General features: G+C 64.2%; 25 protein-coding genes and 1 tRNA gene. 10 read left to right on the top strand and 16 right to left on the bottom strand.

Annotated features, from left to right (window positions below; genetic code table 11):
- Nucleotides 1-2: 2 nt before the first annotated feature.
- Both ACYQR9_RS13875 and ACYQR9_RS13870 read right to left on the bottom strand, forming a co-directional pair.
- Complete coding sequence (locus ACYQR9_RS13875) at nt 3-812, bottom strand: macro domain-containing protein (protein ID WP_461226717.1); 810 nt, start codon at nt 810-812, stop codon at nt 3-5.
- A gap of 1,014 nt (nt 813-1,826) precedes the next feature.
- Entirely contained in the window at nt 1,827-2,231 is a 405-nt protein-coding gene (locus tag ACYQR9_RS13870) for a DUF3597 domain-containing protein (RefSeq protein WP_207413793.1), read from the bottom strand.
- A gap of 286 nt (nt 2,232-2,517) precedes the next feature.
- Here ACYQR9_RS13870 and ACYQR9_RS13865 point away from each other — a divergent pair, with 286 nt between their 5' ends.
- The 5 genes from ACYQR9_RS13865 to ACYQR9_RS13845 all read left to right on the top strand — a co-directional run bounded on the left by ACYQR9_RS13865 (nt 2,518) and on the right by ACYQR9_RS13845 (nt 5,652).
- The gene (locus ACYQR9_RS13865) at nt 2,518-3,546 is read left to right on the top strand and encodes an ABC transporter substrate-binding protein (protein WP_311275451.1); all 1,029 of its coding nucleotides are present in this window, start codon (nt 2,518-2,520) and stop codon (nt 3,544-3,546) included.
- A gap of 4 nt (nt 3,547-3,550) precedes the next feature.
- Nucleotides 3,551-4,303: an ABC transporter permease gene (locus ACYQR9_RS13860; protein WP_207413789.1), complete on the top strand. Its 753-nt coding sequence runs from the start codon at nt 3,551-3,553 to the stop codon at nt 4,301-4,303.
- On the top strand, nt 4,303-5,058 hold the full coding sequence (locus ACYQR9_RS13855) for an ABC transporter ATP-binding protein (protein WP_461226714.1): 756 nt from the start codon (nt 4,303-4,305) through the stop codon (nt 5,056-5,058). The genes ACYQR9_RS13860 and ACYQR9_RS13855 overlap by 1 nt, the downstream gene beginning before the upstream one ends.
- A 165-nt stretch (nt 5,059-5,223) precedes the next feature.
- A complete protein-coding gene (locus ACYQR9_RS13850) occupies nt 5,224-5,433 on the top strand; it encodes a hypothetical protein (RefSeq protein ID WP_056427534.1) in 210 nt (69 codons plus the stop codon).
- 3 nt (nt 5,434-5,436) lie between these two features.
- Nucleotides 5,437-5,652 (top strand): alkylphosphonate utilization protein, encoded by a 216-nt coding sequence (locus ACYQR9_RS13845; RefSeq protein ID WP_461226712.1) that lies wholly within the window; start codon nt 5,437-5,439, stop codon nt 5,650-5,652.
- A gap of 3 nt (nt 5,653-5,655) precedes the next feature.
- Here the strand turns inward: ACYQR9_RS13845 and ACYQR9_RS13840 are convergent, their stop codons facing one another.
- Nucleotides 5,656-5,913, bottom strand: a complete 258-nt coding sequence (locus ACYQR9_RS13840; RefSeq protein WP_056427528.1) for a hypothetical protein — start codon at nt 5,911-5,913, stop codon at nt 5,656-5,658.
- Between the two features lie 292 nt (nt 5,914-6,205).
- Here ACYQR9_RS13840 and ACYQR9_RS13835 point away from each other — a divergent pair, with 292 nt between their 5' ends.
- Nucleotides 6,206-8,020 (top strand): adenine deaminase, encoded by a 1,815-nt coding sequence (locus tag ACYQR9_RS13835; RefSeq protein ID WP_461226710.1) that lies wholly within the window; start codon nt 6,206-6,208, stop codon nt 8,018-8,020.
- 207 nt (nt 8,021-8,227) lie between these two features.
- Entirely contained in the window at nt 8,228-8,410 is a 183-nt protein-coding gene (locus ACYQR9_RS13830; RefSeq protein WP_461226708.1) for a hypothetical protein, read from the top strand.
- A gap of 739 nt (nt 8,411-9,149) precedes the next feature.
- Here ACYQR9_RS13830 and ACYQR9_RS13825 read toward each other — a convergent pair.
- From ACYQR9_RS13825 to ACYQR9_RS13810, 4 genes are all read right to left on the bottom strand, one after another.
- Complete coding sequence (locus tag ACYQR9_RS13825; RefSeq protein WP_419952870.1) at nt 9,150-9,284, bottom strand: hypothetical protein; 135 nt, start codon at nt 9,282-9,284, stop codon at nt 9,150-9,152.
- Between the two features lie 207 nt (nt 9,285-9,491).
- Nucleotides 9,492-9,566 (bottom strand) — tRNA-Gly (locus ACYQR9_RS13820).
- A gap of 129 nt (nt 9,567-9,695) precedes the next feature.
- On the bottom strand, nt 9,696-10,175 hold the full coding sequence (locus ACYQR9_RS13815; protein WP_461226706.1) for an NUDIX domain-containing protein: 480 nt from the start codon (nt 10,173-10,175) through the stop codon (nt 9,696-9,698).
- Nucleotides 10,172-10,870 (bottom strand): fumarylacetoacetate hydrolase family protein, encoded by a 699-nt coding sequence (locus ACYQR9_RS13810; RefSeq protein WP_461226705.1) that lies wholly within the window; start codon nt 10,868-10,870, stop codon nt 10,172-10,174. The genes ACYQR9_RS13815 and ACYQR9_RS13810 overlap by 4 nt, the downstream gene beginning before the upstream one ends.
- A gap of 167 nt (nt 10,871-11,037) precedes the next feature.
- On the opposite strand from ACYQR9_RS13810, the gene ACYQR9_RS13805 reads away from it, so the two are divergent.
- The 3 genes from ACYQR9_RS13805 (at nt 11,038) to ACYQR9_RS13795 (ending at nt 14,459) form a co-directional block, all read left to right on the top strand.
- Entirely contained in the window at nt 11,038-12,483 is a 1,446-nt protein-coding gene (locus ACYQR9_RS13805; protein WP_461226703.1) for an FAD-binding oxidoreductase, read from the top strand.
- Between the two features lie 314 nt (nt 12,484-12,797).
- The gene (locus ACYQR9_RS13800) at nt 12,798-13,091 is read left to right on the top strand and encodes a DUF2218 domain-containing protein (protein WP_056427510.1); all 294 of its coding nucleotides are present in this window, start codon (nt 12,798-12,800) and stop codon (nt 13,089-13,091) included.
- Between the two features lie 102 nt (nt 13,092-13,193).
- Nucleotides 13,194-14,459, top strand: coding sequence for an aminopeptidase (locus ACYQR9_RS13795; protein ID WP_461226701.1), 1,266 nt, complete (start codon nt 13,194-13,196; stop codon nt 14,457-14,459).
- A 29-nt stretch (nt 14,460-14,488) separates the two neighbouring features.
- Here the strand turns inward: ACYQR9_RS13795 and ACYQR9_RS13790 are convergent, their stop codons facing one another.
- The 9 genes from ACYQR9_RS13790 to ACYQR9_RS13750 all read right to left on the bottom strand — a co-directional run bounded on the left by ACYQR9_RS13790 (nt 14,489) and on the right by ACYQR9_RS13750 (nt 22,095).
- On the bottom strand, nt 14,489-15,130 hold the full coding sequence (locus ACYQR9_RS13790; protein ID WP_461226699.1) for a DUF1223 domain-containing protein: 642 nt from the start codon (nt 15,128-15,130) through the stop codon (nt 14,489-14,491).
- Between the two features lie 127 nt (nt 15,131-15,257).
- On the bottom strand, nt 15,258-16,262 hold the full coding sequence (locus tag ACYQR9_RS13785) for a lipid A biosynthesis lauroyl acyltransferase (protein ID WP_461226697.1): 1,005 nt from the start codon (nt 16,260-16,262) through the stop codon (nt 15,258-15,260).
- A 96-nt stretch (nt 16,263-16,358) separates the two neighbouring features.
- Nucleotides 16,359-17,384 (bottom strand): zinc-binding dehydrogenase, encoded by a 1,026-nt coding sequence (locus ACYQR9_RS13780; RefSeq protein ID WP_461226695.1) that lies wholly within the window; start codon nt 17,382-17,384, stop codon nt 16,359-16,361.
- Between the two features lie 208 nt (nt 17,385-17,592).
- Nucleotides 17,593-17,868, bottom strand: coding sequence for an SH3 domain-containing protein (locus ACYQR9_RS13775; protein WP_461226693.1), 276 nt, complete (start codon nt 17,866-17,868; stop codon nt 17,593-17,595).
- A gap of 13 nt (nt 17,869-17,881) precedes the next feature.
- Complete coding sequence (locus ACYQR9_RS13770) at nt 17,882-18,646, bottom strand: SDR family NAD(P)-dependent oxidoreductase (RefSeq protein WP_207413771.1); 765 nt, start codon at nt 18,644-18,646, stop codon at nt 17,882-17,884.
- Nucleotides 18,643-19,944, bottom strand: coding sequence for a beta-ketoacyl-ACP synthase (locus ACYQR9_RS13765; protein ID WP_461226691.1), 1,302 nt, complete (start codon nt 19,942-19,944; stop codon nt 18,643-18,645). The genes ACYQR9_RS13770 and ACYQR9_RS13765 overlap by 4 nt, the downstream gene beginning before the upstream one ends.
- Before the next feature lie 129 nt (nt 19,945-20,073).
- Nucleotides 20,074-21,225 (bottom strand): beta-ketoacyl-ACP synthase, encoded by a 1,152-nt coding sequence (locus ACYQR9_RS13760; RefSeq protein ID WP_461226689.1) that lies wholly within the window; start codon nt 21,223-21,225, stop codon nt 20,074-20,076.
- Nucleotides 21,222-21,719 (bottom strand): 3-hydroxyacyl-ACP dehydratase FabZ family protein, encoded by a 498-nt coding sequence (locus ACYQR9_RS13755; protein WP_207413765.1) that lies wholly within the window; start codon nt 21,717-21,719, stop codon nt 21,222-21,224. Before ACYQR9_RS13755 ends, ACYQR9_RS13760 begins: the two co-directional genes overlap by 4 nt.
- 73 nt (nt 21,720-21,792) lie before the next feature.
- Nucleotides 21,793-22,095: an acyl carrier protein gene (locus ACYQR9_RS13750; protein WP_018044158.1), complete on the bottom strand. Its 303-nt coding sequence runs from the start codon at nt 22,093-22,095 to the stop codon at nt 21,793-21,795.
- Nucleotides 22,096-22,443 lie beyond the last annotated feature (348 nt).

Genomic DNA, 22,443 nt, shown 5'->3' with positions numbered 1-22,443 from the left:
AATTACGCAGCCACCGTTTTCGTATGCTCTAGGCGGAATAGGAGGGCAGGCTGAGCGTTAGATGCTTCCTTGTTCTGCACTTGCACGGGTTGGACCCCTGGTATGCGTTTCAGAATATCCATTAACTCGTCGGCACAAGAGCCCGCAGACCAAGTCAGCATATCTCGTGTTACAAGCCCATTAAGCAAACCGATCCAAATTCCATGAAGATCATCCTGAGATACTTCGGTTTTGGAGTCTTTTGCATCTATAAACAAACTTCTGTCCGAGTTGAAATGCGCCTTGAAATTTTGAGGTTCTCTAGATGAAAACAAATCTGCATCGGGTATTTCTATTGTGTTTCTGAGACATTGAAAAAAACCATCAAATGTTCGAACGCTTGTGGGCGCAACAACGCCCTCCAGATGTTCTGGTTGCCCATTATCGATACTGTGGTCGTGTATAAATACTGTTATTGGAAGTCGATGTAGGTACTTTTCCATAAGGGGGCGGACGTCTTCCCAATCGAGTCCCCCATTGCCGCAGCCCAGCCTGGGGAAAGAAATCTCGTGGATGCCCTTTCGCTCGTACTGAGACGCAAATTTTTCCAGTCCAAGTGCAATCCATTCAAGGCTTGATGGTTTCCGCCAATGGTTCTTAGTCGGAAAATTTAAGACCCATTGATCTGGCCCCTGCCAAAGCCATAACTTGCCAGGTTCAAGTAATTTTTTATCGCAAATTTTTTTATAATCAGCGAACATGCTTGGGTATCGCCTCTTAAACTCGGCGGCGATACCTTTTCCCATAACGCCAACACAGTTGACGGTGTTCACGAGTGTTTGAGCTCGCGAATCGAATAGCGGAGTGCCGACATATTTCAACATTTGGCGGCCCTAACTTTCGCTTCCAGAAAGCTCTCCACTCAAGCTCCGCCGCGCATTCTGCGCAAGCATTTTAAATTATGTGCGAAGCCTTGCACAGCTTGCTCGCTGTTCATCCACAGAAACCATCTGACTTCCTACTGGGACCAGACGGAACAAACAGGGAACAAACATAGCGTGCGAGAGGTTGAAACTCAAGGCTCAAGAGCCAGGCGGAGGAAGAAAAAATCTTGACAAAATTCCTATTTCATGCCTATATCCCCACACCTGCCGCCCAGCGAAGGGGGGCCTGTCCGGTGACCGACCGGGTGGGCCGAAAGGGGCGGCGGGGCGGTGCCTGCGTCGGTGGTGTCGGTCACCATCGCCCCGGGCGGCGGCTCGATAGTCTGGGGGCTCGGATGGGGGCGCGGTAGGTCGGGAGTTAAATGCCCCGGCACCGACCCCGTTCTGGGCTGCCATGACGAGGTTTGCGGCCCCTCCAATACGAGAGGGCGTGCGGGGCAAAGTCCGTTCGAACAGCCGGGCTGGGATGCAACACGACCACCTCAGGCGCGACGCAACGCGAGGACCGCTGGAGACACCGCGACGACAAAACAGGCCCCGGCGGGAACGCCGGAGCCTGACGGGACGCCGGGGGACCGGCAAACTTATTATAGCGCTCAATGGGTTCCGCGGCGTCCCGCGTCCCCCTTTTGGGGCTTCTTCTGGGCCATGCCCCCGGCGCTGTCGCGCGCGGGGGTGAAGGTGTTTGGATCCCCTCGCCCCGCTCGCGGGGAGAGGGACGCGACGACCTCGTCGTCGGCGCGTCGAGGCGGCAGCCGAGGGTGAGGGGGCGATGACGGACGAGTCTCTTTCGGAATCGCCCCCTCACCCCCGCTTCGGCTTCGCCTCTCGCTCATCGCGGACACGACAAGGTGTCCGCGATCCTCTCCCCGCGCGCGGGGAGAGGGGGACGCTCCCCTGCGATCAATCCTTCAGATCGGCCGGCACCTTGCCGCCGTTCTCTTCGAGCTTCTTGATGACCTGCTTGTGCAGCCAGACGTTCATCGTGGCCGAGTCTTCCTTGTCGCCGGTGTAGTGCAGCTCGTCGGCGAGCGACTTGCGGGCGCTGAGGCTCGAATCGATGTCGAGGAGCTTCATCAGGTCGACGATGGAGGTCCGCCAGTTGAGGGTCTGGGAGTTCTTCGCGGCCATGCCGTTCAGCACGGCTTCCACGTCCACCGGCTCGCCGGGCTTCGGAGCGGCCGCCGATTCCGTGGGGGCGGTGGTGGTGGAGCCGGCCGGGGCGTTTGCCGGTGCGGCATCCGCCGAGGTGGTTCCGCCGCCGAACGGATGGAGGATCTTGCTGACGATGCTGCCGAGAAAGCTCATGGCGTCTGTCCTTGTCGTTGGTCGGCCGTCTCGATGGGCGGCCGAGGCCTTGCTCTTCACGAGGTCCTGCCTCTCAACTGAATACAGCCAAGGCCGTTCCGGCCGGACGCCCGGGGCTGGGGAATAAAGCCTCTCCCCTCAAGCTTGGCCGTGGAAGGGCGTCCTTAGATTCGCAAAGCGGGCCGTTCTTTCGCGCAACGGTGTTTGAAGAACGCGGCTCCTGTGGCATGGCCGGGCCACGGCTCGCCGCGAGCCGACCTGCTTCCCCCGGAATCCGGACCCTTCGATGCGCCCTGCCCTTCCCGTCATCGCGACGATCCTGGCCTCCCTGGCCGGTTGGCTGATCGCGGCCCCCGCCTCCGCCCAGACGGCTCCGATCCCCATGCGGATCGGCGTCATCCCGGTCATCGGCGCCTCGCCGATCTTCGTCGCCGACGGCGAGGGCTGGCTCAAGGAGGCGGGCCTCGCCCCCTCCTTCACCACCTTCGAATCCGGCCCGAACATGATCCAGGCCCTCGCCTCGGGCACGATCGACGTCTACGTGGCCGGGGTCGCGCCGCTGGCCGTGGCGCGGACCAAGAACATCGACGTCCGCGTGGTCGCCTCCACGGCCGTGGAAGAGATGGTGTTCGTGGCCGGGCCGAAGCTCGCCCCGTTCTTCGCCAACGGCGCCAGCAAGGCCGAGGCCTTCGCGCAGTTCAAGGCCAAGGAAGGCCGCACCGCCCGCCTCGCCACCCAGCCCCTCGGCTCGGTGCCCAACACCACCCTGCAGCATTGGCTGTGGCAGGTGGCGAAGGCCGACAAGGCCAATGCCGAGGTGGTGCCCATGGGCATCGACGCCACGCAGCAGGCGATCCTCGCCGGAGCCGTCGACGGCGCCTCGATCCGTGAGCCGGCCCTCACCATCATCCAGGGCCGCAATCCAGGCGTGAAGCTGATCGCCAACGGAGCCGAGATGTTCCCCGACCAGCCGGGCACGGTGGTGGGCGTCTACGGCGCCTATGCCGACCGGAATCCCGGCGCCGTGGAATCCCTGGTGCGCTCCCTCATCCGCGCCGACACCCTGCTGAAATCCGACTCGGCCAAGGCCGCGCCCCACGTACTCGCCGCCCTCGGCAAGGGCATCGTTGATCTCGCCACGATCCAGAAGGCCCTGACCTCCCCGGCGGCGAAGTTCACCGTCGATCCGCGCGCCATCATCGTCGCCACCAAGGCGATGCAGGCCTATCAGGTCTCCATCGGCGCCCTCGAGAAGGACGTGCCCCTCGATGGGCTGTTCGACTCGCGCTACTACGAGAAGGCGATCGCGCGCTGATCGGATGAAGGCCCTTCGCGCACCCGCCCTCGCGGCTCTCGGACTCGTCGCCTTCCTCCTGTTCTGGGAGGCGATGCCTCGGCTCGGGCTGATCAACCCGGCCTTCCTGCCGCCGCCGAGCACGATCCCGGCCGCCTTCCTCAACGAGATCCGTCTCGGGGTCTGGGGCGAGGCGGTGTTGTCGAGCCTGAGCCACTACCTCGTCGGCCTCGCCGTCGGCGCAGGGGCGGGCATCGCGCTCGGCATCCTGGTCGGCATGTTCCGGGGCTTCGAGGCGCTCACCGCCTGGATCGTGCGCCTGCTGCGGCCCATTCCCGGCCTCGCCTGGGTGCCCTTCGCCATCATCTGGTTCGGGGTCCAGCCCTCGGCCGCCGTGTTCATCATCGCCATCGGCGTGTTCTGGATCGTGTTTTTCGCGACGCAAGGCGCGGTGCGTGGGGTCGACCGGGACCTCGTGGAGGTCGCCCAGGCTTTCGGCTTCCGCTCGCCCCTGGCGCGGCTCACCAAGATCCTGCTGCCGGCCGCGACCCCTGGCATCCTCGTCGGCCTGCGCACGGCCCTCGGCCAGGCCTGGATGGCGGTGGTGGCCGCCGAGATCTTCGGCGTGCCGGGCGTCGGCGCCCGCATGATGCAGGCCTCCAGCCTCCTCTCCACCGACATCGTGGTCGTCTACATGCTCACCATGGCCGGCCTCTACGGGCTGTTCGATACCGGCTTCGTCGCCCTCCAGAGCTGGCTCCTGCGGTGGCGCGCCTGATGGACCCGATCATCGACATCAGCGGCCTCAGCCTCGCCTACGAGCGCGACGGGGTGCGCAACGTCATCCTGTCGGAGCTGGACCTCTCCATCGCGCGCGGCGAGTTCGTGGTCATCGTCGGCGAATCCGGCGTCGGCAAATCCACCGTCCTGCGCGTTCTCATCGGCCTCGCCGCCCCCAGCGGGGGAACGGTGCGCCTCGCCACGCGCGAGGGCTGCCGCACGCCGATGGCGCTGGTGTTCCAGGATGCGCGCCTGCTGCCCTGGCGCCGGGTCGTCGCCAACGTGGCCTTCGGTCTCGAAGGCAGCGGCCTGTCGAAGCCACAGCGCCTCGCCAAGGCGCAGGAGATGCTCGACCTCGTCGGACTCGGCGAATACGGCCAGCGCTGGCCGCACCAACTCTCGGGCGGGCAACGCCAGCGCGTCGCCATCGCGCGCGCGCTCGCCGTGGACCCGGACGTGCTCCTGATGGACGAGCCGTTCTCCGCACTCGACAGTTTCACCCGCGAGGGCCTGCAGGACGAGTTGCAGCGCATCCAGGCCGCGACCGGCAAGACCATCCTGTTCGTCACCCACGACATCGACGAGGCCGTCACCCTGGCCGACCGTGTCGTGGTCTTGGCAGGAAGCCCGGGCCGGGTCGCGGCCGACATGACGATCGACGTGCCGCGTCCGCGCCGCCGCCGCGACGAGGCGCTGACCCAGGCCGCCCGGAACCTGCGGGCCGAGCTTTCGGGGCGGTCCGCGGAGCTGTGACCGCTCTGTAAGGCCGCTTCCCGAGACGGCCGGCGCCGTCTGTATCGAATCCGTCGCCCCATCCGCGGCGATGCCGCCGGATGCGCCATTGCATCCTGCGGCCAAAGATTGCATCGCTCCGCACCCGAGACCGCCTGGACGGTCGATCGGCAGAGAGACCCTACCATGACGCCCGACGAGATTGCCGACCTCAACCGCGCCCGCGCCAGCCTCTCGCGACAGCGCAACGCCTTGGCCAAGCGGATCGGTTCGAGCGAACTCGCAGCTGCCTCCGCCGCCGAGGATTTCATGCGCATCCTCCTCGCCATCGAGGCGGTGGACCGGGCGCTGACCAATGCCGGGCAGCCCTACATGCCGCCCGATGCCGGGGCCTGAACCATGGCCGATACGAAGGATGCCAACGGCACCACGCTGGCCGACGGGGATTCCGTCACGCTGGTCAAGGATCTCAAGGTGAAGGGCACCTCCACCACCCTGAAGCGCGGGACGCTCATCAAGAACATCCGCCTCACGGAAGATCCTGAAGAGATCGAGTGCAACGCCGAGAAGGTGAAGGGCCTCGTTCTGAAGACACAGTTCCTCAAGAAAGCCTGAGGATCAATCGCCGGACTCGCTGCTGATCGCGCGGGCCGGCGACCGGCTCAGGCTTCGAATGGCGCGGGACGGGCGGCCCGACTTCTCGGCGATGGCGCGGTCCTGCTCCTCGATCAGTTGCCGGGCGGGCTCGTCACCGTCGAGCCCTCCGAGGATTTCCATGGGAACCCGACGGTTCGAGGCACGGGACTCGTCTTCATAGACCACGTCGAACAGGACTGAGCCCCGCTCCTGCGGTTTCGACTTTGTACGCTTGGCCATGACAAATGCTCGATGATGCGATCGGGGAATGTGATGTCGAGGGTTCGGTAGGCGGAATGTTCGACGTTCGACCGTCTGGTCCCGCCGACATTCCTGCGCCGTGACCGTCACCGTTGGGAGACGCCACGACCGAACTCGCAGCGCTACATGGTCCCGGCGAAACAGGTTGGCAACCCGCCTTTCTGGACGCGCAGGCGCGGTAGACCCGCCTGTGGCATGATGCGTGCGCGCCGCCGGGCAAGACCGGCCTGCCGTGGCGGCCGGTCCGATGATGCCAGGAGCCAAGCCGACGATGACCGATCCGACGCCGCTGACACGTTTTTCCGTCGCACCCTTGGCCCGGATGACCCGGTATCTCGCCGGCGTCGCCGCGGGGCGGGCGGAGCCCGATCTCGTCATCACCGGTGCGCGTATCCTCTCCACCTATTCCGAGCGGATCCGGCCGGACAGTGAAGTCTGGATCGCCGGAGGACGTATCGCCGCCGTAAAGCCTGCCGGTGCCTATCGCGGGAGTGCCCCCCATTACGATGCGGGCGGCGGTATTCTGGCGCCCGGCCTGGTGGATCCACATCTGCATATCGAGAGCAGCATGGTGACCGCCTGCGCCTATGCCGAGGCGGCGCTCCTCAACGGCACCACGACCATCGTCTGCGACAGCCACGAGATCGGAAATGTCCTCGATGCGGACGGCATCGCCTGGATGCTGGAGGATGCCCGCGAGGCGCCGCTCAATATCTACCTCACGGTGCCGAGCACGGTCCCGGCTACGTCGCCGACCTTGGAAACCGCCGGCGGCGACCTGACGGCCGAGAAGATCGGAGCTTTGTTCGATGCGTGGCCGGAGGCGATCGGCCTTGGCGAGAAGATGGATTTCGTCGCCGTCGCCGAGGGCGATGAAAGGGCGCATGCCATCATCGCGGCGGCTCTGCAACGGGGGCGGCCGGTCTCCGGCCATATCTACGGCCGCGGCTTCGTTGCGGCCTACGCGGCCAGCGGGGTTACCGATACCCACGAAGCCATCGACAGGGACATTGCCGACGACCTGCTCGAGGCGGGTTTGTGGATCTACCTACGCGGCGGCCCGCCGACCACGCCCTGGCACAGTTTGCCCAAGGCTATCGGCACGATCATCGAATTGGGAGCCTCGGCCAAGCGGGTCTGCGTCTGCACCGACGACCGGGATGCGCAGGATCTCCTCGCCTACGGCCTGGACTGGGTGGTGCGCGAGGCAATCCGCATGGGCATCCCCCGCGAACAGGCATGGTCAATGGGCTCGCTCCATCCGGCGACCCGGTATGGGCTCGACGGCGAGATCGGTGGGTTCGGCGGGGGACGTCGGGCCGATCTGGTCCTCCTCGATGACGACCTGATCCCGCAGACCACATGGTATGGCGGACGGTGCGTGGTCGAGAACCGTGCGGTTACTCCCCTCCTCGATGCGGCACTCTCGCGACCCTATCGATATCCTGCACCAGCCTATGCAACGATGCATCTGCCACAGCCGCTTCCTGCCCTCGTCCCGCCGTTTCCCGAAGGCCGCTGTGTCGTCAACGCCATTCGCACCACGCTTCCCGGCATCGAGTTGACCCACGAGCGCTACGATCTGACTCCCGGCCTCGATTGGGTAACGACATTGCGGGACAACGACCTGTGCTTCGTCACCGTAATCGAGCGCCATGGCAGGGCCGGGAACGTCGCGCACGGATTGCTGCGCGCCTTTGGTCTGAAACAGGGCGCTGTCGCGAGCAGTGTCGGCCACGATTCGCACAACGTAATCGTGGCCGGGCTGAATGAAGAGGACATGCGCGTCGCTCTAGATGCGCTGTCGACGATCCAGGGGGGCGTCTGCGTGGTCGAGGATGGGAGGGTCACCGCGATGGTTCCGCTGCCTGTGGCAGGGCTTCTCTCCGACAAGCGCGTCGGCCTCGTCGCCGAAGAAGTCCGTTTGCTGAAGATAGCCTGGGAGCGGGCCGGCTGCACGATCCCCTATATGGGGTTCAACCTGATTCCGCTGTCTGTCATTCCAGAGATTCGGATCACCGACAAAGGCCTCGTGCTGGTGCCGGCCATGAAGATCGTACCGCTTTTTGAACCTGCAGAGAGATAAGATCCACAACTGGGAACCAGGGCGCTGTCAACAACGTTGAAAGATCAGGTCTCAACAGCCTTTCCCGCGTCGGCTTTCACAAGCCGTGTTATTACCGAATCGGCCAGCTGAATTGTCCGTTGAGGCGATTGGCTGGCCGTTTTACGTTGTCTCCTATGGGCTTGCGCCCTGTTTCCAGGAGAGGACGCTCTTTTTTGGAGTGAGTTGATGCGGAATCTTCTGACGCTTGTCGTCCTCGGCTTCGTCGGCTTCGTCCTTGTGGCGATGTTCGTCGCACCAACCCAGCCGGATCTGAAGGCTTGGTACCTCAAGAATGCATGCGAACATCTCGATAAGGTGTCTGCGAAAATCTGTGATCCCATGCGTCGGAACGGCGGACAGGCGCTGTGACGGTATCACCGTTCAGCGCTTTCAAGCGGCGGTGACAAACCGGTTTCTCGTGCGCGCGAAGTAACGGTTTTATTGAGTTGGGCTGTCCCAACGGCTGGTTGTCCCGGCCAAGGTGGGAGAGGGTGGAAACGCCACCAGCCGGCCGTTCTTCTCCGGTGCAAGGGCAGTGTGGGTTGCAGCCCAACACAATACCGATCCTGCCGAATACCGGTGTGACCCCGCACGGTCGGGTCGAAAATACCGGATCTGCTATCGCCTCGATACAAACCGCTACTCGCAGCTAATCCCGTACCAGTGCTGGTACTAGCTAGTTCTTGACGTAAAAATAGCCCAGTGCCAGATGATGGCGCTGGGCTATTTCCATTCCGCTAAATTAAAAAATAGTGCCGGTATGATATTCAGTAGCTGCAGCGCCAAGCCCAGAGACGGGCATCCTAAGGACGCTCACGATGAATTTCCTGGCGAATTGTCGTGCGGCGCAGATAACGGGCGCTGTTATCGTAAGCGTACTGAACTTGTTCAACTCTGCTCGACGAAGCGAGCTGCACCTTGCCAAGTAACACGGGCGCAGCATGGGTTGCCGAAGCGAAGGCAGCACAGGCTGCGAATGCCGTTAGAATGGCAATTTGGAATGATTTTAGCGCCTCGCATTCCGTCGGGCACTAAGTTAGCGGGTCGGAACCCGACGGAGGTAGAAAACAACTACCGCTACTGAATCTCTAGCACGCCCGCTTGGCCCTCAGACCAGATACAGGGTTGCCGTCGCACGGAACACCTTGGGGCAATGGGTCTCGTTCACAATGCGGAGCGCCTCATCCACCGTGATCTGGCGGTTGAGAGCGAGTTCCTCGAGGGTCATCCAGGTCGATGTCATCCGTTTTATCCCTTGCTGTCGGTGACTCAACATGCAGAGGGCGTATTGGTTCATCGAGAAGGTCCGCTGGCGGCCATCGGATGACCAGAAATGTGTATGCTTGAGAACTCGTCATGACCGTCCATCAAAAGACGGAATGCGAGCCCCAGATACGACGAAGGCCGCCCGAAGGCGGCCTATCGCGTATGTTCTGATGGTTGGATGAATTGGAGCGGGCGAAGGGATTCGAACCCTCGACCCCAACCTTGGCAAGGTTGTGCTCTACCCCTGAGCTACACCCGCTCACTATGCCGTGCCGCTTGAGGAGAAGACCCGCCGGCGGCCCCGGACGGCGTCTCTAAACAACATTCCGACGGGCGTGGCAAGAGCTGTTTTTTGGTTCTTTTGCCGGCGGGCAACTTTCTCGCGTTCTCACCACGTGGCCGTTGGGGAGAGTCCATGGACGATCTCGTCGAGGCGGCTGTGGGTGGCCCGCGTCGTGTCTTTGGGCAAGGCGTCGAGCGCGAAGAAGTCGCTCTGCGCGATTTCCCGGTCTGGCGCCTTCGGTCCGAGGAGTGTGAAGGTGGGGGCGACGTAGACAGCGATGTGGTCGCGGCCCGCTGCGGCGGTGCTGCGGAAGAAGCCATGCAGGCGCAAGGTGTCTGCCGCCTCCACGACGATCTCGGCCTCCTCCCGAAACTCTCGAACCATGGCGTCGACGGCATTCTCGCCAATCTCGATGCCACCCCCGGGCAGGTGCCATCCCTCAACATAAGTATGGCGCACGAGGCAGACGCGGCCCCGAGCGTCGAGGGCGACGCCCCGCACGCCGAGGGTCATCCCACGGGACACGAGGGCGCCGAACTGGAATAACCGTTGGATCAGCGGACGGTTGAGGAGGGAGCCAATCATACGACGTTGAGGCGGATGGCACCGAAGCCTTCGATGGCCGCCTCCATCACTTGTCCGCGCTCGACCGCACCGACGCCTGAAGGCGTACCGGTGAAGATCAGGTCACCGGGATGGAGCTCGAAATAGGTGGAAAGGAGCGCGATCTGGTCGGCTACGGACCAAATCATCTCCGATAGGTCGCCGGCTTGGCGGGGATTGTCGTCCACCGAGAGTGTGATTGCGCCGCGCATCGGATGCCTGCGACCTTCGACCGGGTGGAGTGGTCCGATGGGTGCCGAGGCATCGGCCGATTTGGCGAGGTCCCACGGGCGGGAAAGGCGCTTGGCTTCGTCCTGAACGTCGCGTCGGGTCATGTCGAGCCCGACGGCGTAGGCGTAGACATGATCGAGGGCATCGGCCGTGGGGATGTCCTGCCCGCCGCGTCCGAGGGCTGCTACGAGTTCCACCTCGAAATGGTAATTGGCGGTGCGGGGCGGATAGGGATGGTCTACTGCATCCGGGCCCGGGACGATCTGAAGCGCGTCCGCCGGTTTCATGAAGAAGAACGGCGGCTCGCGCTCGGGATCCTTCCCCATTTCGCGGGCATGGGCGGCGTAGTTGCGTCCCACGCAATAGACGCGGCGCACAGGGAAAAAGTCCTCGCTGCCAGCAATGGGCAGGGCGGTACGGGGTGGGTTCGGGATCACGGACAGCATCGGTTGGGCGCCTCCTCCGGGTTTGCGCTGATCAGTTGCGGCACGGCTCCGTGCCCTGCAAAGACGGGTCACGAACCTTATCATAGGAGGTGAGTTCGCAGCCGCCATCGTGACGGTCCGGCCTCCCCACCTCGTGTTACCCCTCGATCTCCCACCCAGAGCTGCCCGTGACTGCTCCCGCCGATCTTCTCTTCCGTCTCACTGAGCGTTTGGGGGAGAAGCACGTCCTCACGGCCCCCGCAGAGATTGCACCCCATCTCCTGGAATGGCGCGGCCTCTTTCACGGCAGCGCGCTCGCCGTCGTTCGGCCGGCCGATACCGGCGACGTCGCGTTCGTTGTTGCGGCCTGCGCCGCCGCTGGAATCGCCATCGTTGCTCAGGGTGGTAATACCGGGTTGGTGGGAGGCGGAGTGCCGCATGGCGGGATCGTCCTGTCGCTTGGTCGCCTCTCGCACATCCGCGCCATCGACCCGTTGAGCGCCAGTATCACCGTCGAGGCGGGCGTCCTGCTCGCCGAGGCTCAGGCGGCGGCCGACGAGCAGGGGATGCTGTTCCCCCTGTCACTGCCCTCGGAGGGCTCGTGCACGATCGGCGGCAACCTCGCCACCAATGCCGGCGGAACCGGCGTCCTTGCCTATGGCAACATGCGCGATCTCGTGCTCGGCCTCGAAGTGGTGCTGGCAGACGGCCGGGTCTGGAACGGGTTGAGCGCGCTGCGCAAAGACAATGCGGGCTACGACCTGAAACACCTGTTCGTTGGATCAGAAGGGACCCTTGGAATCATCACAGCGGCGGTGCTGAAGCTCTATCCCAAGCCTTCGTCGCGGGCAGTCGGCTTTGCGGGTCTTTCGTCGCCGCATTCCGCTCTGGCCTTGTTCGACACGCTTAAACGGACCGCTGGCCATAACCTCACGGCATTCGAGTACATTCCGCGCTTCGGACTCGAAATCGTACTGAAACACAGACCCGCTTTTCCACGTCCCCTTCCCGGGGATCATGCGGGCTACGCGCTCATCGAAATGTCTACGACGCACGCTGGGGCAGAGGCCTCGGATGCCATCGAGACGGCGCTTGCCGCAGCTATCGATCGTGGTCTCGTGGAAAACGCGGTCATCGGGTCGAGTGAGACGCAGAACGCGAGCCTATGGGCGCTCCGAGAAAACTTGTCTGACGTTCAGTCGCTCGAAGGCGGCTCGATCAAGCACGACGTCTCGGTGCCGCTATCGCGTCTCGCCGATTTCCTCGATACGGCGATCGCGGTATGCGAGGCTGAAATGCCTGGCCTGCGTGTCTGCGCCTTCGGGCATTTCGGCGACGGCAACATCCACTTCAACCTTAGCCAGCCTCTCGGCATGGACAAGGCTACGTTCCTCAAGGAATGGGGACGCTTCAACAGGATCGTTCACGACATCGTGCATCGGATGGGCGGGTCCATCGCCGCCGAACATGGCATCGGCCTAATCAAGCGAGACGAACTGGGCCTCTACGCCGATCCGGTCGGCCTGGACCTGATGCGCCGGCTCAAGTGCGCCCTCGATCCGCGAGATTTGCTGAACCCCGGGAAGGTGATCGCGTTGTCAGCGAACCCTCCCCCGGCGCTTCCGAAGGAGTAAGCGCCGGGAACGTGTGCCTTCTCCGCATAAGCCATCCAGACACTCACGGCGTTGTTCACATGCCCCATTGTGCGTCGCACAAAAAAAGATCACAATCGATCTCGCGATGCGCCATGAAACGGCTTCAAGTCCTGATCTAAAGCGTTATTGCGTTGAGAGTGCTCCATGGGTGCGCTGCAGCGTCTTATGGGGACGTTAACGGTCCTGACCCCTTCAGTAAGAGGCGGATCGCACCCTCAATGAAGGTCTGCAGCCCAGCGACAACGATGCACCAGCTGCGTCCATGGATTTCAGGGACCGAAGGAGACAAGACGATGCCGATCTCGCAGGCGCGAGTTCCCACTGCCGAGGCAAGCCGCTACCTGAAGCAGCTCTGCCGCCATTGGAGCCATAAATTCCCCGTGGAAGCGACGGACGCGGCCGGTACGGTCCCGTTCGGCGAAGATCGTGTTTGCACGTTCCAGGCAGAGGCCGATGCTTTGTTGATGCGTGTCGCGACTCCTGATCCAGCTGGTCTGACGCGGCTGGAAAACGTGGTGGCCGACCATCTCATGCGTTTCGCCTTCCGCGAGAATCTCGGCGAAATCACTTGGTCGCGCGCTGCTTGACCATCTCGCTGCGGGTCCCGCGCTTGAATCAGCATCACGAATCCCGATCTTGCTGAACGCCCGCCCCGTGGCATATGCGGGATGGAGCTGAGGAGATTGGTGATGACGACGAGCACTGGGGCTGACACGACCGCCCTCTCCTTCGACGAGCGGATTAGCCGCCTCGCCGAGGTGGCGGTCCGCATTGGGCTCGGACTCCAGAACGGCCAGGAATTGGTGATGACGGCGCCGCTCGAAGCTGCGCCTCTCGCCCGTGCGATCACCACCGAGGCTTACAAGGCCGGCGCGTCCCTGGTGACTACTTTCTATTCCGACGACGCTGCGACCTTGGCGCGCTTCGCCCACGCACCTGAGGACGCGTTCGATACGGCGGCGGGCTGGCTCTACAGCGGTATGGCCGACGCGTTCCGGAACGGAGCCGCAAGGCTTGCGATCGCCGGGGATGATCCGTCGTTGCTGGCTGGACAGGACGCCCAGAAAGTCGCCCGCGCCAATCGCTCGCGCTCGAAGGCCTATGTGCCGGCTCTCGAACTCATCGCGAATTTCGCCACGAATTGGACGATCGTTTCAGCGGCGACCCGCCCCTGGGCACGGACCGTTTTCCCGGATTGCGCCGAGGACGAAGCCCTCTCACGCCTGTGGAACGCGATCTTTGCGGCGTCTCGCGTTGACGGTACCGACCCGGTGGGCGAGTGGAAGGCGCATAACGAGGCTCTCCACGCCCGCACTAAGATTCTCAACGAGCATCGCTTCGCTGCCTTGCGGTTTCAGGGACCGGACACCGACCTCACCGTCGGCCTTGCCGACGATCACGAGTGGTGCGGTGGGGCCTCTGTTTCGCGCAGCGGGATCCTGTGCAACGCCAATATTCCCACCGAGGAGGTGTTCACCACGCCTCACAAGTCGCGGGTGGACGGCCACGTGGCAAGCACCAAGCCCTTATCCTACCAGGGTACGCTGATCGACGGCATCCGGGTAAGGTTCGAAGATGGGCGCATCGTCGAGGCGACGGCTCGCACAGGGGGCGATGTCCTCGCGCGCGTCCTCGACACGGATGAGGGGGCTCGCCGTCTCGGTGAGGTCGCCCTGGTGCCGGCTTCGTCTGCTATCTCCGCTTCTGGACTGCTGTTTTACAATACCCTGTACGACGAGAATGCGGCGAGCCACATCGCCCTGGGGCAGGCTTACAGCAAATGCTTCCGCGACGGCGGTGAAGGCTTCAGTGAGGACGATCTCGCGGCACGGGGTGCGAACCGCAGCCTGATCCATATCGACTGGATGATTGGCTCGGCCGAGATCGACGTCGATGGCCTCACCGCCGAAGGGCGCGCCGTGCCGGTTATGCGCGCTGGGGAATGGGTGGACTGAAGCGGCGAAGGCAGTAAGCGGGCCAAGGCTCAGAAACCTGGCCCCTTCGTCGCGCCGAGAATGCGGGCGGGATGGGCCAGCGTCCCACTCTGGAGCATGACCACGTAGCTGTCGGCATGACCTGAACGAGCGAGGCTACGCGGGAGCTCGAAATGCGCGGCCTGGCCCATCCAGGCTCCGACCTTGTGCATCCCGCGCACCACGTTCACGTAATCGACCACCTGTCCCTTGTTCTCACCGTGCCCGACTGTCGTCCTGTACCTGCGCAGGATCGGGAGTAGCCAGACCTCGCCGCTTCCCCGTCCGGCGCCGATATCGATGGTGATACGGTCCCCCTGGTCCGTTGCCTTCACAGGCACCATAAGGCCCCCCGACTGTCGCGCCGTGCGGAGGCTTCGGTCGAGGAAGGCCTGGTCCGACCTGACCGGGGATGGCTCGCCGTTGACGATGGCCTGCGGTGTGAAAAGCTGGCGCTCGCCATGGCTCAGAGCATAGGCGCGCTGGCGTTCGGTGAAGGCTGGGATCGCGAGTTCGTCCTTCCAGCCAAGATAGTCCCAGTAGGTGACCGGAAGGGTCAGGGCGATGATGTCGGCCTGCTGGGCGTAATCCCCCATCATCCGCGAGGCCTGCTGGCAGGCGCCGCAACCTTGGCTGGTGAAGAGCTCGATCACCGCGCGAGGCGGCTCGGCGTGTGCCGGGCCAGTCATGCACGAAAGGAGAAGTGTCAGTGTGAGAGGGTTCAGCGCGGAGCGGCGTAGCCGTAAAGCGGATTGGACCATATCCCTATGTGACAGCGCCTCAACCGGAAACGGAAGTCACGTTGCCTCGATGGGCCGTGGATGGATCAGGCTGCTTAACTGGAGCAACCTTGGGTTTGGGCAGCATGTTAGGCCGCCACCGCCTATGCATCCACAGCCATTGACCCGGATTTTCCCGAATCCATTCCTCAACCACGCGTGTCATCGCCTGCATTGCACCCTGCACATCGATTTCACCCTTGGCATCGCGGGGTAGGTCGAGGGGAGGCGTGAGTTCGAGATGGAAGCGCGCATTGTCCTTGCGCACCACGCGGACTCCGTGGACGGGGCATTCGTAATGCTTGGCGAGCTTGGCGAGCAGCGGATTCACCAGAACGGGTCGACCAAAGAACTCCACGACTACGCCACGGGTGAAATGCTGATCGATGAGCTGGCCGAGATGACCGCCGCGTTCCACGACGCCCTGCATGGAAAATACGGCGCCCTGCCCCGCCGCCGCCAGGCCACCCATGGTCTCTCGGCGCACCTCGGCGACGAGGCGAGCCGAGGCTATATCGTTGGGCGGCCGGAAAATCGCCGTAGCCTCGAGGCCGTAGCGAGCGGCGCAGATCGCTGGCAATTCCCAGTTGGCGAGGTGTGCGGCGAAGATCAGCCCCGGCTTGCCGTCGTCGCGCAAAGCCTCGAAATGCTCCGCGCCGGCAACGGACATGCGCTGACTTGCTGGATCGGTGGGGTCGATATCGAATAGGGTTACAAGATGTGCGTATTCCGCTCCCGTCCGGCCTAGATTGTCCCAGGCTTGGCGTGCGAGCGCCCTGATCGCGGCCTCATCTTTCTCGGGATAGGCGGCACGCAGGTTCGTCAATGCGATGCGGTTCGCGGGTAGGAACGGACCTACTCTCCGTGCAATCGCCCCGCCGGTCCGGCTCGCCCGCTCGGTCCCCAGCAATCGCGCCAGCCAGAAGAGGCAGCGGACCAACGGAATCATGGCGATCCCCGCCATCCGGGGCAGATGGCGGTTCAGGACGAGGGCAAGACGCAGCACGAGACTATCCGGGAGTGGCTATCGCGCTCGTGTAGAACATTTTCCGGGTAAGGGGCAGCCTGAGGTGAATGCGAGTCTCGCCGCCCAGGCGACATATCAGTCGATCGCCACGAGGATTTTCCCGAACACCTTGCGCGATTCCAGGCGTTCCAGCCCCTGTGAAAAGTCCGCGAGTGGCAGCACGGTATCCACTACCGGCGTGATCCCCTCGGCCATTTTCGCCAGGGATTGGCGGATGTTGGCCATAGAGCAGCCGAAGGACCCGGTAATGCGGTACTGTTGCTGGAACAGCTGCATGAGGTTCATGGTCGTAGAGACACCGGAGGTGGAACCACAGGTGACGAGGCGGCCGCCGCGCTTGAGGCAGAGGAGCGAGCCGTTCCAGGTATCCGGGCCGACATGCTCGAACACTACGTCTACACCCTTTCGCTTGGTCAGGCGGCGGACCTCGCCTTCGAAGCGCTCGTCGCGGTAGTTGATGACGTGATCGGCGCCCAGCGCCTTGGCCATCTCGCCCTTCTTGTCGTCCCCCACCGTCGTAAACACAGTGCAGCCAATGGCTTTGGCCATCTTGATCGCGGCGGTACCGATGCCCGAGCCACCGGCATGAACGAGGATGCTTTCGCCAAGCTCCAGCTTGGCATTGTCGAACAGCATGTGCTGGACGGTGCCGAAGGCGATCGGAGCACAGGCTGCATCGGTGAAGCTCACCCCATCGGGTACCTTCACTACGAGACGTGCCGGCATGGTGACACGCTCGCGCGCGAACCCGTCGATATGGAAGCCCATAACGCCGGAGACGTCCTCGCACAGGTTGTCTCGACCTTCCCGGCAGGCCTTGCAGCGACCACACGTCTGCGCGCCGTACATCACCACGCGGTCGCCCTCACGCAGATCCGTGACGCCCTCGCCAACGCAGACGATCTCGCCCGAGGCTTCGGCCCCTACCGTGAGCGGCATCTTGCGCTTGGCGAAGGCCATGCCGCGAAAGCCCCAGACGTCGATGAAGTTCAAGCCCACCGCGCGCACGCGGATCTGAACCTCGCCCCCGCCGGGAGCTGCCGGCGGATCGACCTCGCTGAGGCGCAGGTCGCGGTCACCGAAGAGTTGGAGGGCTTGCATCGGGCTTGTCTCTCGTCGGGCGCTTCGGGCTCCGAACCTCCTTCGTACCACCTCATCCTGAGGTGCCCGCGTGGGCGGGTGTAGAGGGAGGGCTACGGGGCCCGCGTGCCGTCTGGAGTCCTCCTTCGAGGCCTCCACAATGCTCCGGCACCTCAGGATGAGGGAACGGAATGGGTAGGGCGCCTTATCGACTGAAAGTCGGCTCGGCTCAATCCGGCGCGAGGTAGCGTCGCCGCGCCCAGCCGAGGATCGGACCGGCCTTGACCCGACACCAAGTGAGGCCGCTCGGCGTCTCGTTGGTGCAGCCGAAGCCGCGCAGGCGCGCGCCTTCTGGCGCTTGGCCCAGTACGGGCGTGGAGGCATCCGGGGTCTCGCGGATACTCAACGCGTCGCCGCGCGGAAGACCATCGACGCGGAAAGCGCCGGTTTCGGCGATTGCCGGAGTTGCTGTCAGAACCAGCGCGAAGATGAGGCGAAGGCGCAATGGATCGTCCCCCTCAAGTCCGATGGACGCCCATCATCGCTGTCAGCCCACCATCGACCGGTAGAACGGCGCCAGTGATGTAGGCGGCGCCATCTCCCATGAGGAAGGCTACCAGCGCCGCCACTTCCTCCGGCTTGGCGAAGCGTCCGGACGGAATCTGCTTCTCCATGCCGGTGCGGTGCGCAACATATGGAGCCATCATGTCAGTGTCGATGAAGCCCGGCGCGATGACGTTGACGGTTACCCCACGCTTGGCAGATTCGATCGCCAGCGTCCGGCAATAGGAGATCAGCGCACCCTTGGTCGCCGCATAAGCGGCATTACCCGGATTGGCCTGGAGGGCCGCCACCGAACCGATAGCGACGATGCGGCCGGAGCGTCCGCGGATCATGCCGCGCACCAGCGCTTTCGCCATGCGGGTCAGCGACCAGAAGTTCACCTGCATCGCCGCCTCGGCTTTGTCCTGCGCCATCATCGCAGCCAGCACGTCGTAAGATTGGCCTGCATTGTGGACCAGCCCGTAGAACGCTTCCCCCTCCTGGGCCTCGCAGAAAGCCTCTAGAGCATCGCGATCGGCGAGGTCGAGAGGGTGGGCGGTGATCGCCCGTTCGGGGTGAGTCTGAACGAGTTCGGCGACAAGTCGCTCCGCCGCCTCGCCCGATGACCGATAGGTGAAAGCGACGTCGTAGCCGGAGGTGACCAGCGCGCGTACGATGGCCGATCCGAGGCCGGAGGCGCCGCCCGTGACGAGGACGCGGCGGGACACTTCGTTCGTCATGCCGGCTCGTCCCCGAGGACGAGGCAGGTATTCTGCCCGCCGAATCCGAAGGAATTGGACAGAACACGGCTGACGCGCGCGTCGCGTGCGCTCGTCACCACGTCAAGGGAGAGGGCCGGGTCCGGCACCATGTAGTTGATCGTCGGTGGGATGCGGCCACGGGCGACGGTAAGGAGTGAGATCACCGCCTCGATAGCCCCGGCGGCGGTCAGCGTATGACCGATCATCGACTTGTTCGATGAGATCGGCAGGGAGCGTATCCGGTCACCGAATACGGCGGCGCAGCCCAACGCCTCCATCTTATCATTTTCCGGCGTCGACGTGCCGTGGGCGTTGATCGTGTCGATCGAATCCGGCTCGGTGCCAGCATCGTGTAGGGCTGCGCGGATGGCGGCGATGCCGGGCGCCCCGTCCGGGCTCGACCGGGTACGGTGAAAGCCGTCACCCTTCTCGCCGCAGCCAAGAACGTAACCGAGGATCGTCGCGCCGCGCGCACGCGCTGCCTCGGCATTCTCGAGGACCAGAGCGGCGGCCCCCTCCCCCATGACGAAGCCGTCGCGGTTCTTGGAGAACGGCTTCGAGGCCCCCTCCGGCGGATCATTCTGGGTCGAAAGAGCGGAGAGCAGCGAGAATCGGATCAGTGATTCCGGGTTCACCGAACCGTCGGTGCCGATACACAGGGCCGCCTGCATTTCGCCCCGCCGGATCGCCTCGACGCCGAGCTGGATTGCCGTGGCGCCGGATGAGCAGGCGGTGGACAGCGAGATCGGCGATCCTTTGGTGCCGAACCGATCGGCGATGTTGTCGGCCACGGTAGCGAAGATGAAGAGATCGTGCCAGGCGTCGAACCGTCCGCTCGATGCCGCCCGCTGGAGGTCGGAATAGGTAATGTCGCCGTTCTGGCCGGACGCCTGTGCCAGCGACTGGCGCTGCGGCCATTCCATTTCCACCGGCGGTACGGCGATGAACAGCGCGCCGGGGAAATTGCCCTTCGTCCCGATGCCGGATTGGGTGATCGCCTCCTCGGCCGCCTCTTCGGCGAAGCGCTGCGACAGGGCGGGCGCCACGAGCGGGTCGGTGTCGAGGAAATCTACCGTGCCGGCGATGCGGGTGCGCAGGCCGTCTGTAGGAAAACGGGCGATGCTGTGGATGCCGGACCGGCCGGCGGTGAGCGCGGCCCAATTGTCGACCTGTCCCTGCCCCAGGGACGTGACGATGCCGAGGCCTGTCACGGCGACCAGCGGCCGGCCATGGCTGTCCCGGAATTTCCGTGAATCGGGGGGAGAGGAATTCGTCATCGTGCCGTCTTGCTATCGTTCCGACCGAACGGCCTTGAAGATGCCCCGCCCCGAACATTCGGGCCGATCGATCACGGTTGCACCGGTCTTAGCGGAATTTCCGTTCGCTGACAGCCACATCCCTGCCGGTCACGACAGCGCGCTTAACCGGATCACGCCTTCACCACGGCGATGGCCGACGGTGGTGATCGTGATCTCGCGCGCCCTTCCTTCCGAGATGAGTGCTGCGGCGAGCGCTGCCCCCAGCGGCGCCGTAATTTCGAGCGAATGGCCGGTCAGGTCCCCGAGGGCTGTGACGGGGGTTCCGGGTACGAGTACGTCGAGGGCAGCACGCTCCTCGGCGGTGATCTCCTTGACGCCGGTGGCACCCGAGATCACCAGATCCGGCTTGGAAGCGGCCTCGCCCCACAAGGTGGAGAGGCTACGCCCTACGCTGCCGGCCTCGCGCCGGGGGCGATCGCTTTCCACTGGGAGAAGGCGGGCGAAGATCGTCGCCTCGCGCGCCGCTGCGGTCTCGGCGGCTTCCAGCATGAGGAAGGCGGCGGTACTTCCCAAAATGAAGCCGGCCTCGCCTTCACCCTCGCGCTCGAAAACCGGCCGGTAATCGCCCTTCCGCAGGTATCCGCCCATCTCGTGGACGACGAGAACGTCGGGACGTTCCGCGCTGTAGGAACCGCCCACCAGCATCGTGTCGATCTGGCCCGAAGCGATGCGGCTCTGGGCATTGCGCAAGGCGTCGACGCCCGAAGCCTCCTCGCCCATGAACGTGCGTGAGGCGCCCGTGACGCCATGGACGATGGCGATGTTGCCGGCGAGCAGGTTCGAGAGTTGGGCCAGAAAGAGGGTCGGGCGCAGGTCGTTCTGCAGGTGCTCGTTGAGATAGGCGCCCGGGTCGGCCGCGTCGCGCAGGCCGGTCAGGATCGCACCGTCCACCGCGGTATCACGCTCGCCGCCGCCGCAGGCGACGACGAGATGCATCGCTGCCTTGAAGGCCGCGTCCTGTTTCACCCCAGCCGAGTCGAGGGCAAGCCCGGCCGCGTAGACGCCCAGGCGCTGCCACGCCTCCATCTGCCGCTGGTCGGATTTCTTGGGGATCTGTCCATCGAGCAAGAGTGGCGGGGCCGGATGGACGGGATAGGGCGCAAAGCGCTCCGTATCCGTAGCCTTTGGTCTGCCCGCTGCGAAGGCTTCGAGGTGGGCGGCGATTCCCTCTCCGGCACACGAGACGAGGCCGATGCCGGTGACGACCACGTCGCGCCGGTCCATGCTGGTCTTGCTCATGCCGGAACCGCTCCCCCGGGGGGAGCCCCTGCCGCAACCGCGCGATCCATCAGGCCGATCCGCTCCGCGCGTTCGCGCATGGGAGCATCGAGCCCTGCGGGAAACGGCATGGTTCGGAAGCGCAACTCTGCATCGGCCAGAGGTTTGCCCTCGTGGCGGATGGAAGCCTTGGTCACCGCGTAGCCAGAGCCGTCATGCTCCAGACTCGCCTGCACGACGAGTGTCGCCCCAGGGCCGACGAAGGAGCGGAACCTCGCCTTATCGACCGCCATCAGGAACGGCATCTGCACGAAGTCGAGATGGGCGAGGAGCAGGTATCCCGAGGCCTGGGCCATGGTCTCCGTGAGGAGTACCCCGGGCACCAGGGGATGACCGGGAAAGTGACCCTCGAAGACCGGGCTTTCCATCGGCACGTGAGCTAGCGCCTCGATCCGGCCGGCGGCCTTGTCGAGACTCGTCACCGTGTCGATCATCTCGAAATATTCGAGGCGCATGGCGTCAAAGGCTCCGCTGGGGACTAGAGGCTCCGCTGGACTCTTAAGGGCTCGGCCCGGCCGGGCTCGCCCTTCAGGCCTTGGCGGCCTTCTCGGCCACCAGCGCGTCGATGCGGGCGCAGAGGTTCTTCAGCACGAAATACTCCTCGGCCGGCACCTTTCCCTCGTTGACCTCCTGGGTCCAACGCTCCAGCGGCAGCTTGATGCCGAAGGCTTTGTCCACCGCGAAGGCGATGTCGAGGAAGGCGAGCGAATCGATGCCGAGATCCTCGATGGCGTGACTCTCGGGCGAGATGGTGTCGCGCGGGATGTCGGCGGTGTCGGCGATGATGTCCGCGACGCGGTCGAACGTAGCGGTGGTCGGCTGGTCAGACATGCGTTCTCGCCGTTTTCTTCTCTATGGCGCGCCGTGGCGGATCCGGTGTCGGATCCCATGGCGGGCGTGGCCGGTCCGAGGCTGGCGCGTGAGCCCGGCGCCCCCCGGGTCGCGCAGCACGCCCCCGAAGCGGCGTCGCGCCGCTTCCGATCGAAGGCGGTCCCTTACACGAGGGGGTGGTGCCGGGCAACCTTGACAGATACTCGGCTCGGGCTCGCGCCTTCGTGCGCCTGCGGGGCGCCCCGGACCATTCCACCCGTCGATGCCTTGACCTACATGCGGACACGCGCCCGTTCGGCGTGGACCTGTGCTCTACTTCCTGCGCGAAACCATCGAGCGTGAGGCATG

The organism is Methylobacterium sp. CM6241 (assembly GCF_054817845.1).
This window is presented reverse-complemented; position numbering and strand designations above follow the sequence as displayed.

What these genes read in the sequence shown, in the direction of transcription:
- ACYQR9_RS13800 (WP_056427510.1), top strand. Translation starts at nt 12,798, where the DNA reads ATGCCGATCTCGCAGGCGCGAGTTCCCACTGCCGAGGCAAGCCGCTAC.
- ACYQR9_RS13825 (WP_419952870.1), bottom strand. Translation starts at nt 9,284, where the DNA reads ATGACATCGACCTGGATGACCCTCGAGGAACTCGCTCTCAACCGCCAG.
- ACYQR9_RS13870 (WP_207413793.1), bottom strand. Translation starts at nt 2,231, where the DNA reads ATGAGCTTTCTCGGCAGCATCGTCAGCAAGATCCTCCATCCGTTCGGC.
- ACYQR9_RS13855 (WP_461226714.1), top strand. Translation starts at nt 4,303, where the DNA reads ATGGACCCGATCATCGACATCAGCGGCCTCAGCCTCGCCTACGAGCGC.
- ACYQR9_RS13795 (WP_461226701.1), top strand. Translation starts at nt 13,194, where the DNA reads ATGACGACGAGCACTGGGGCTGACACGACCGCCCTCTCCTTCGACGAG.
- ACYQR9_RS13755 (WP_207413765.1), bottom strand. Translation starts at nt 21,719, where the DNA reads ATGCGCCTCGAATATTTCGAGATGATCGACACGGTGACGAGTCTCGAC.
- ACYQR9_RS13750 (WP_018044158.1), bottom strand. Translation starts at nt 22,095, where the DNA reads ATGTCTGACCAGCCGACCACCGCTACGTTCGACCGCGTCGCGGACATC.
- ACYQR9_RS13865 (WP_311275451.1), top strand. Translation starts at nt 2,518, where the DNA reads ATGCGCCCTGCCCTTCCCGTCATCGCGACGATCCTGGCCTCCCTGGCC.
- ACYQR9_RS13810 (WP_461226705.1), bottom strand. Translation starts at nt 10,870, where the DNA reads ATGCTGTCCGTGATCCCGAACCCACCCCGTACCGCCCTGCCCATTGCT.
- ACYQR9_RS13780 (WP_461226695.1), bottom strand. Translation starts at nt 17,384, where the DNA reads ATGCAAGCCCTCCAACTCTTCGGTGACCGCGACCTGCGCCTCAGCGAG.
- ACYQR9_RS13830 (WP_461226708.1), top strand. Translation starts at nt 8,228, where the DNA reads ATGCGGAATCTTCTGACGCTTGTCGTCCTCGGCTTCGTCGGCTTCGTC.
- ACYQR9_RS13765 (WP_461226691.1), bottom strand. Translation starts at nt 19,944, where the DNA reads ATGACGAATTCCTCTCCCCCCGATTCACGGAAATTCCGGGACAGCCAT.
- ACYQR9_RS13850 (WP_056427534.1), top strand. Translation starts at nt 5,224, where the DNA reads ATGACGCCCGACGAGATTGCCGACCTCAACCGCGCCCGCGCCAGCCTC.
- ACYQR9_RS13760 (WP_461226689.1), bottom strand. Translation starts at nt 21,225, where the DNA reads ATGAGCAAGACCAGCATGGACCGGCGCGACGTGGTCGTCACCGGCATC.
- ACYQR9_RS13860 (WP_207413789.1), top strand. Translation starts at nt 3,551, where the DNA reads ATGAAGGCCCTTCGCGCACCCGCCCTCGCGGCTCTCGGACTCGTCGCC.
- ACYQR9_RS13815 (WP_461226706.1), bottom strand. Translation starts at nt 10,175, where the DNA reads ATGATTGGCTCCCTCCTCAACCGTCCGCTGATCCAACGGTTATTCCAG.
- ACYQR9_RS13845 (WP_461226712.1), top strand. Translation starts at nt 5,437, where the DNA reads ATGGCCGATACGAAGGATGCCAACGGCACCACGCTGGCCGACGGGGAT.
- ACYQR9_RS13835 (WP_461226710.1), top strand. Translation starts at nt 6,206, where the DNA reads ATGACCGATCCGACGCCGCTGACACGTTTTTCCGTCGCACCCTTGGCC.
- ACYQR9_RS13840 (WP_056427528.1), bottom strand. Translation starts at nt 5,913, where the DNA reads ATGGCCAAGCGTACAAAGTCGAAACCGCAGGAGCGGGGCTCAGTCCTG.
- ACYQR9_RS13770 (WP_207413771.1), bottom strand. Translation starts at nt 18,646, where the DNA reads ATGACGAACGAAGTGTCCCGCCGCGTCCTCGTCACGGGCGGCGCCTCC.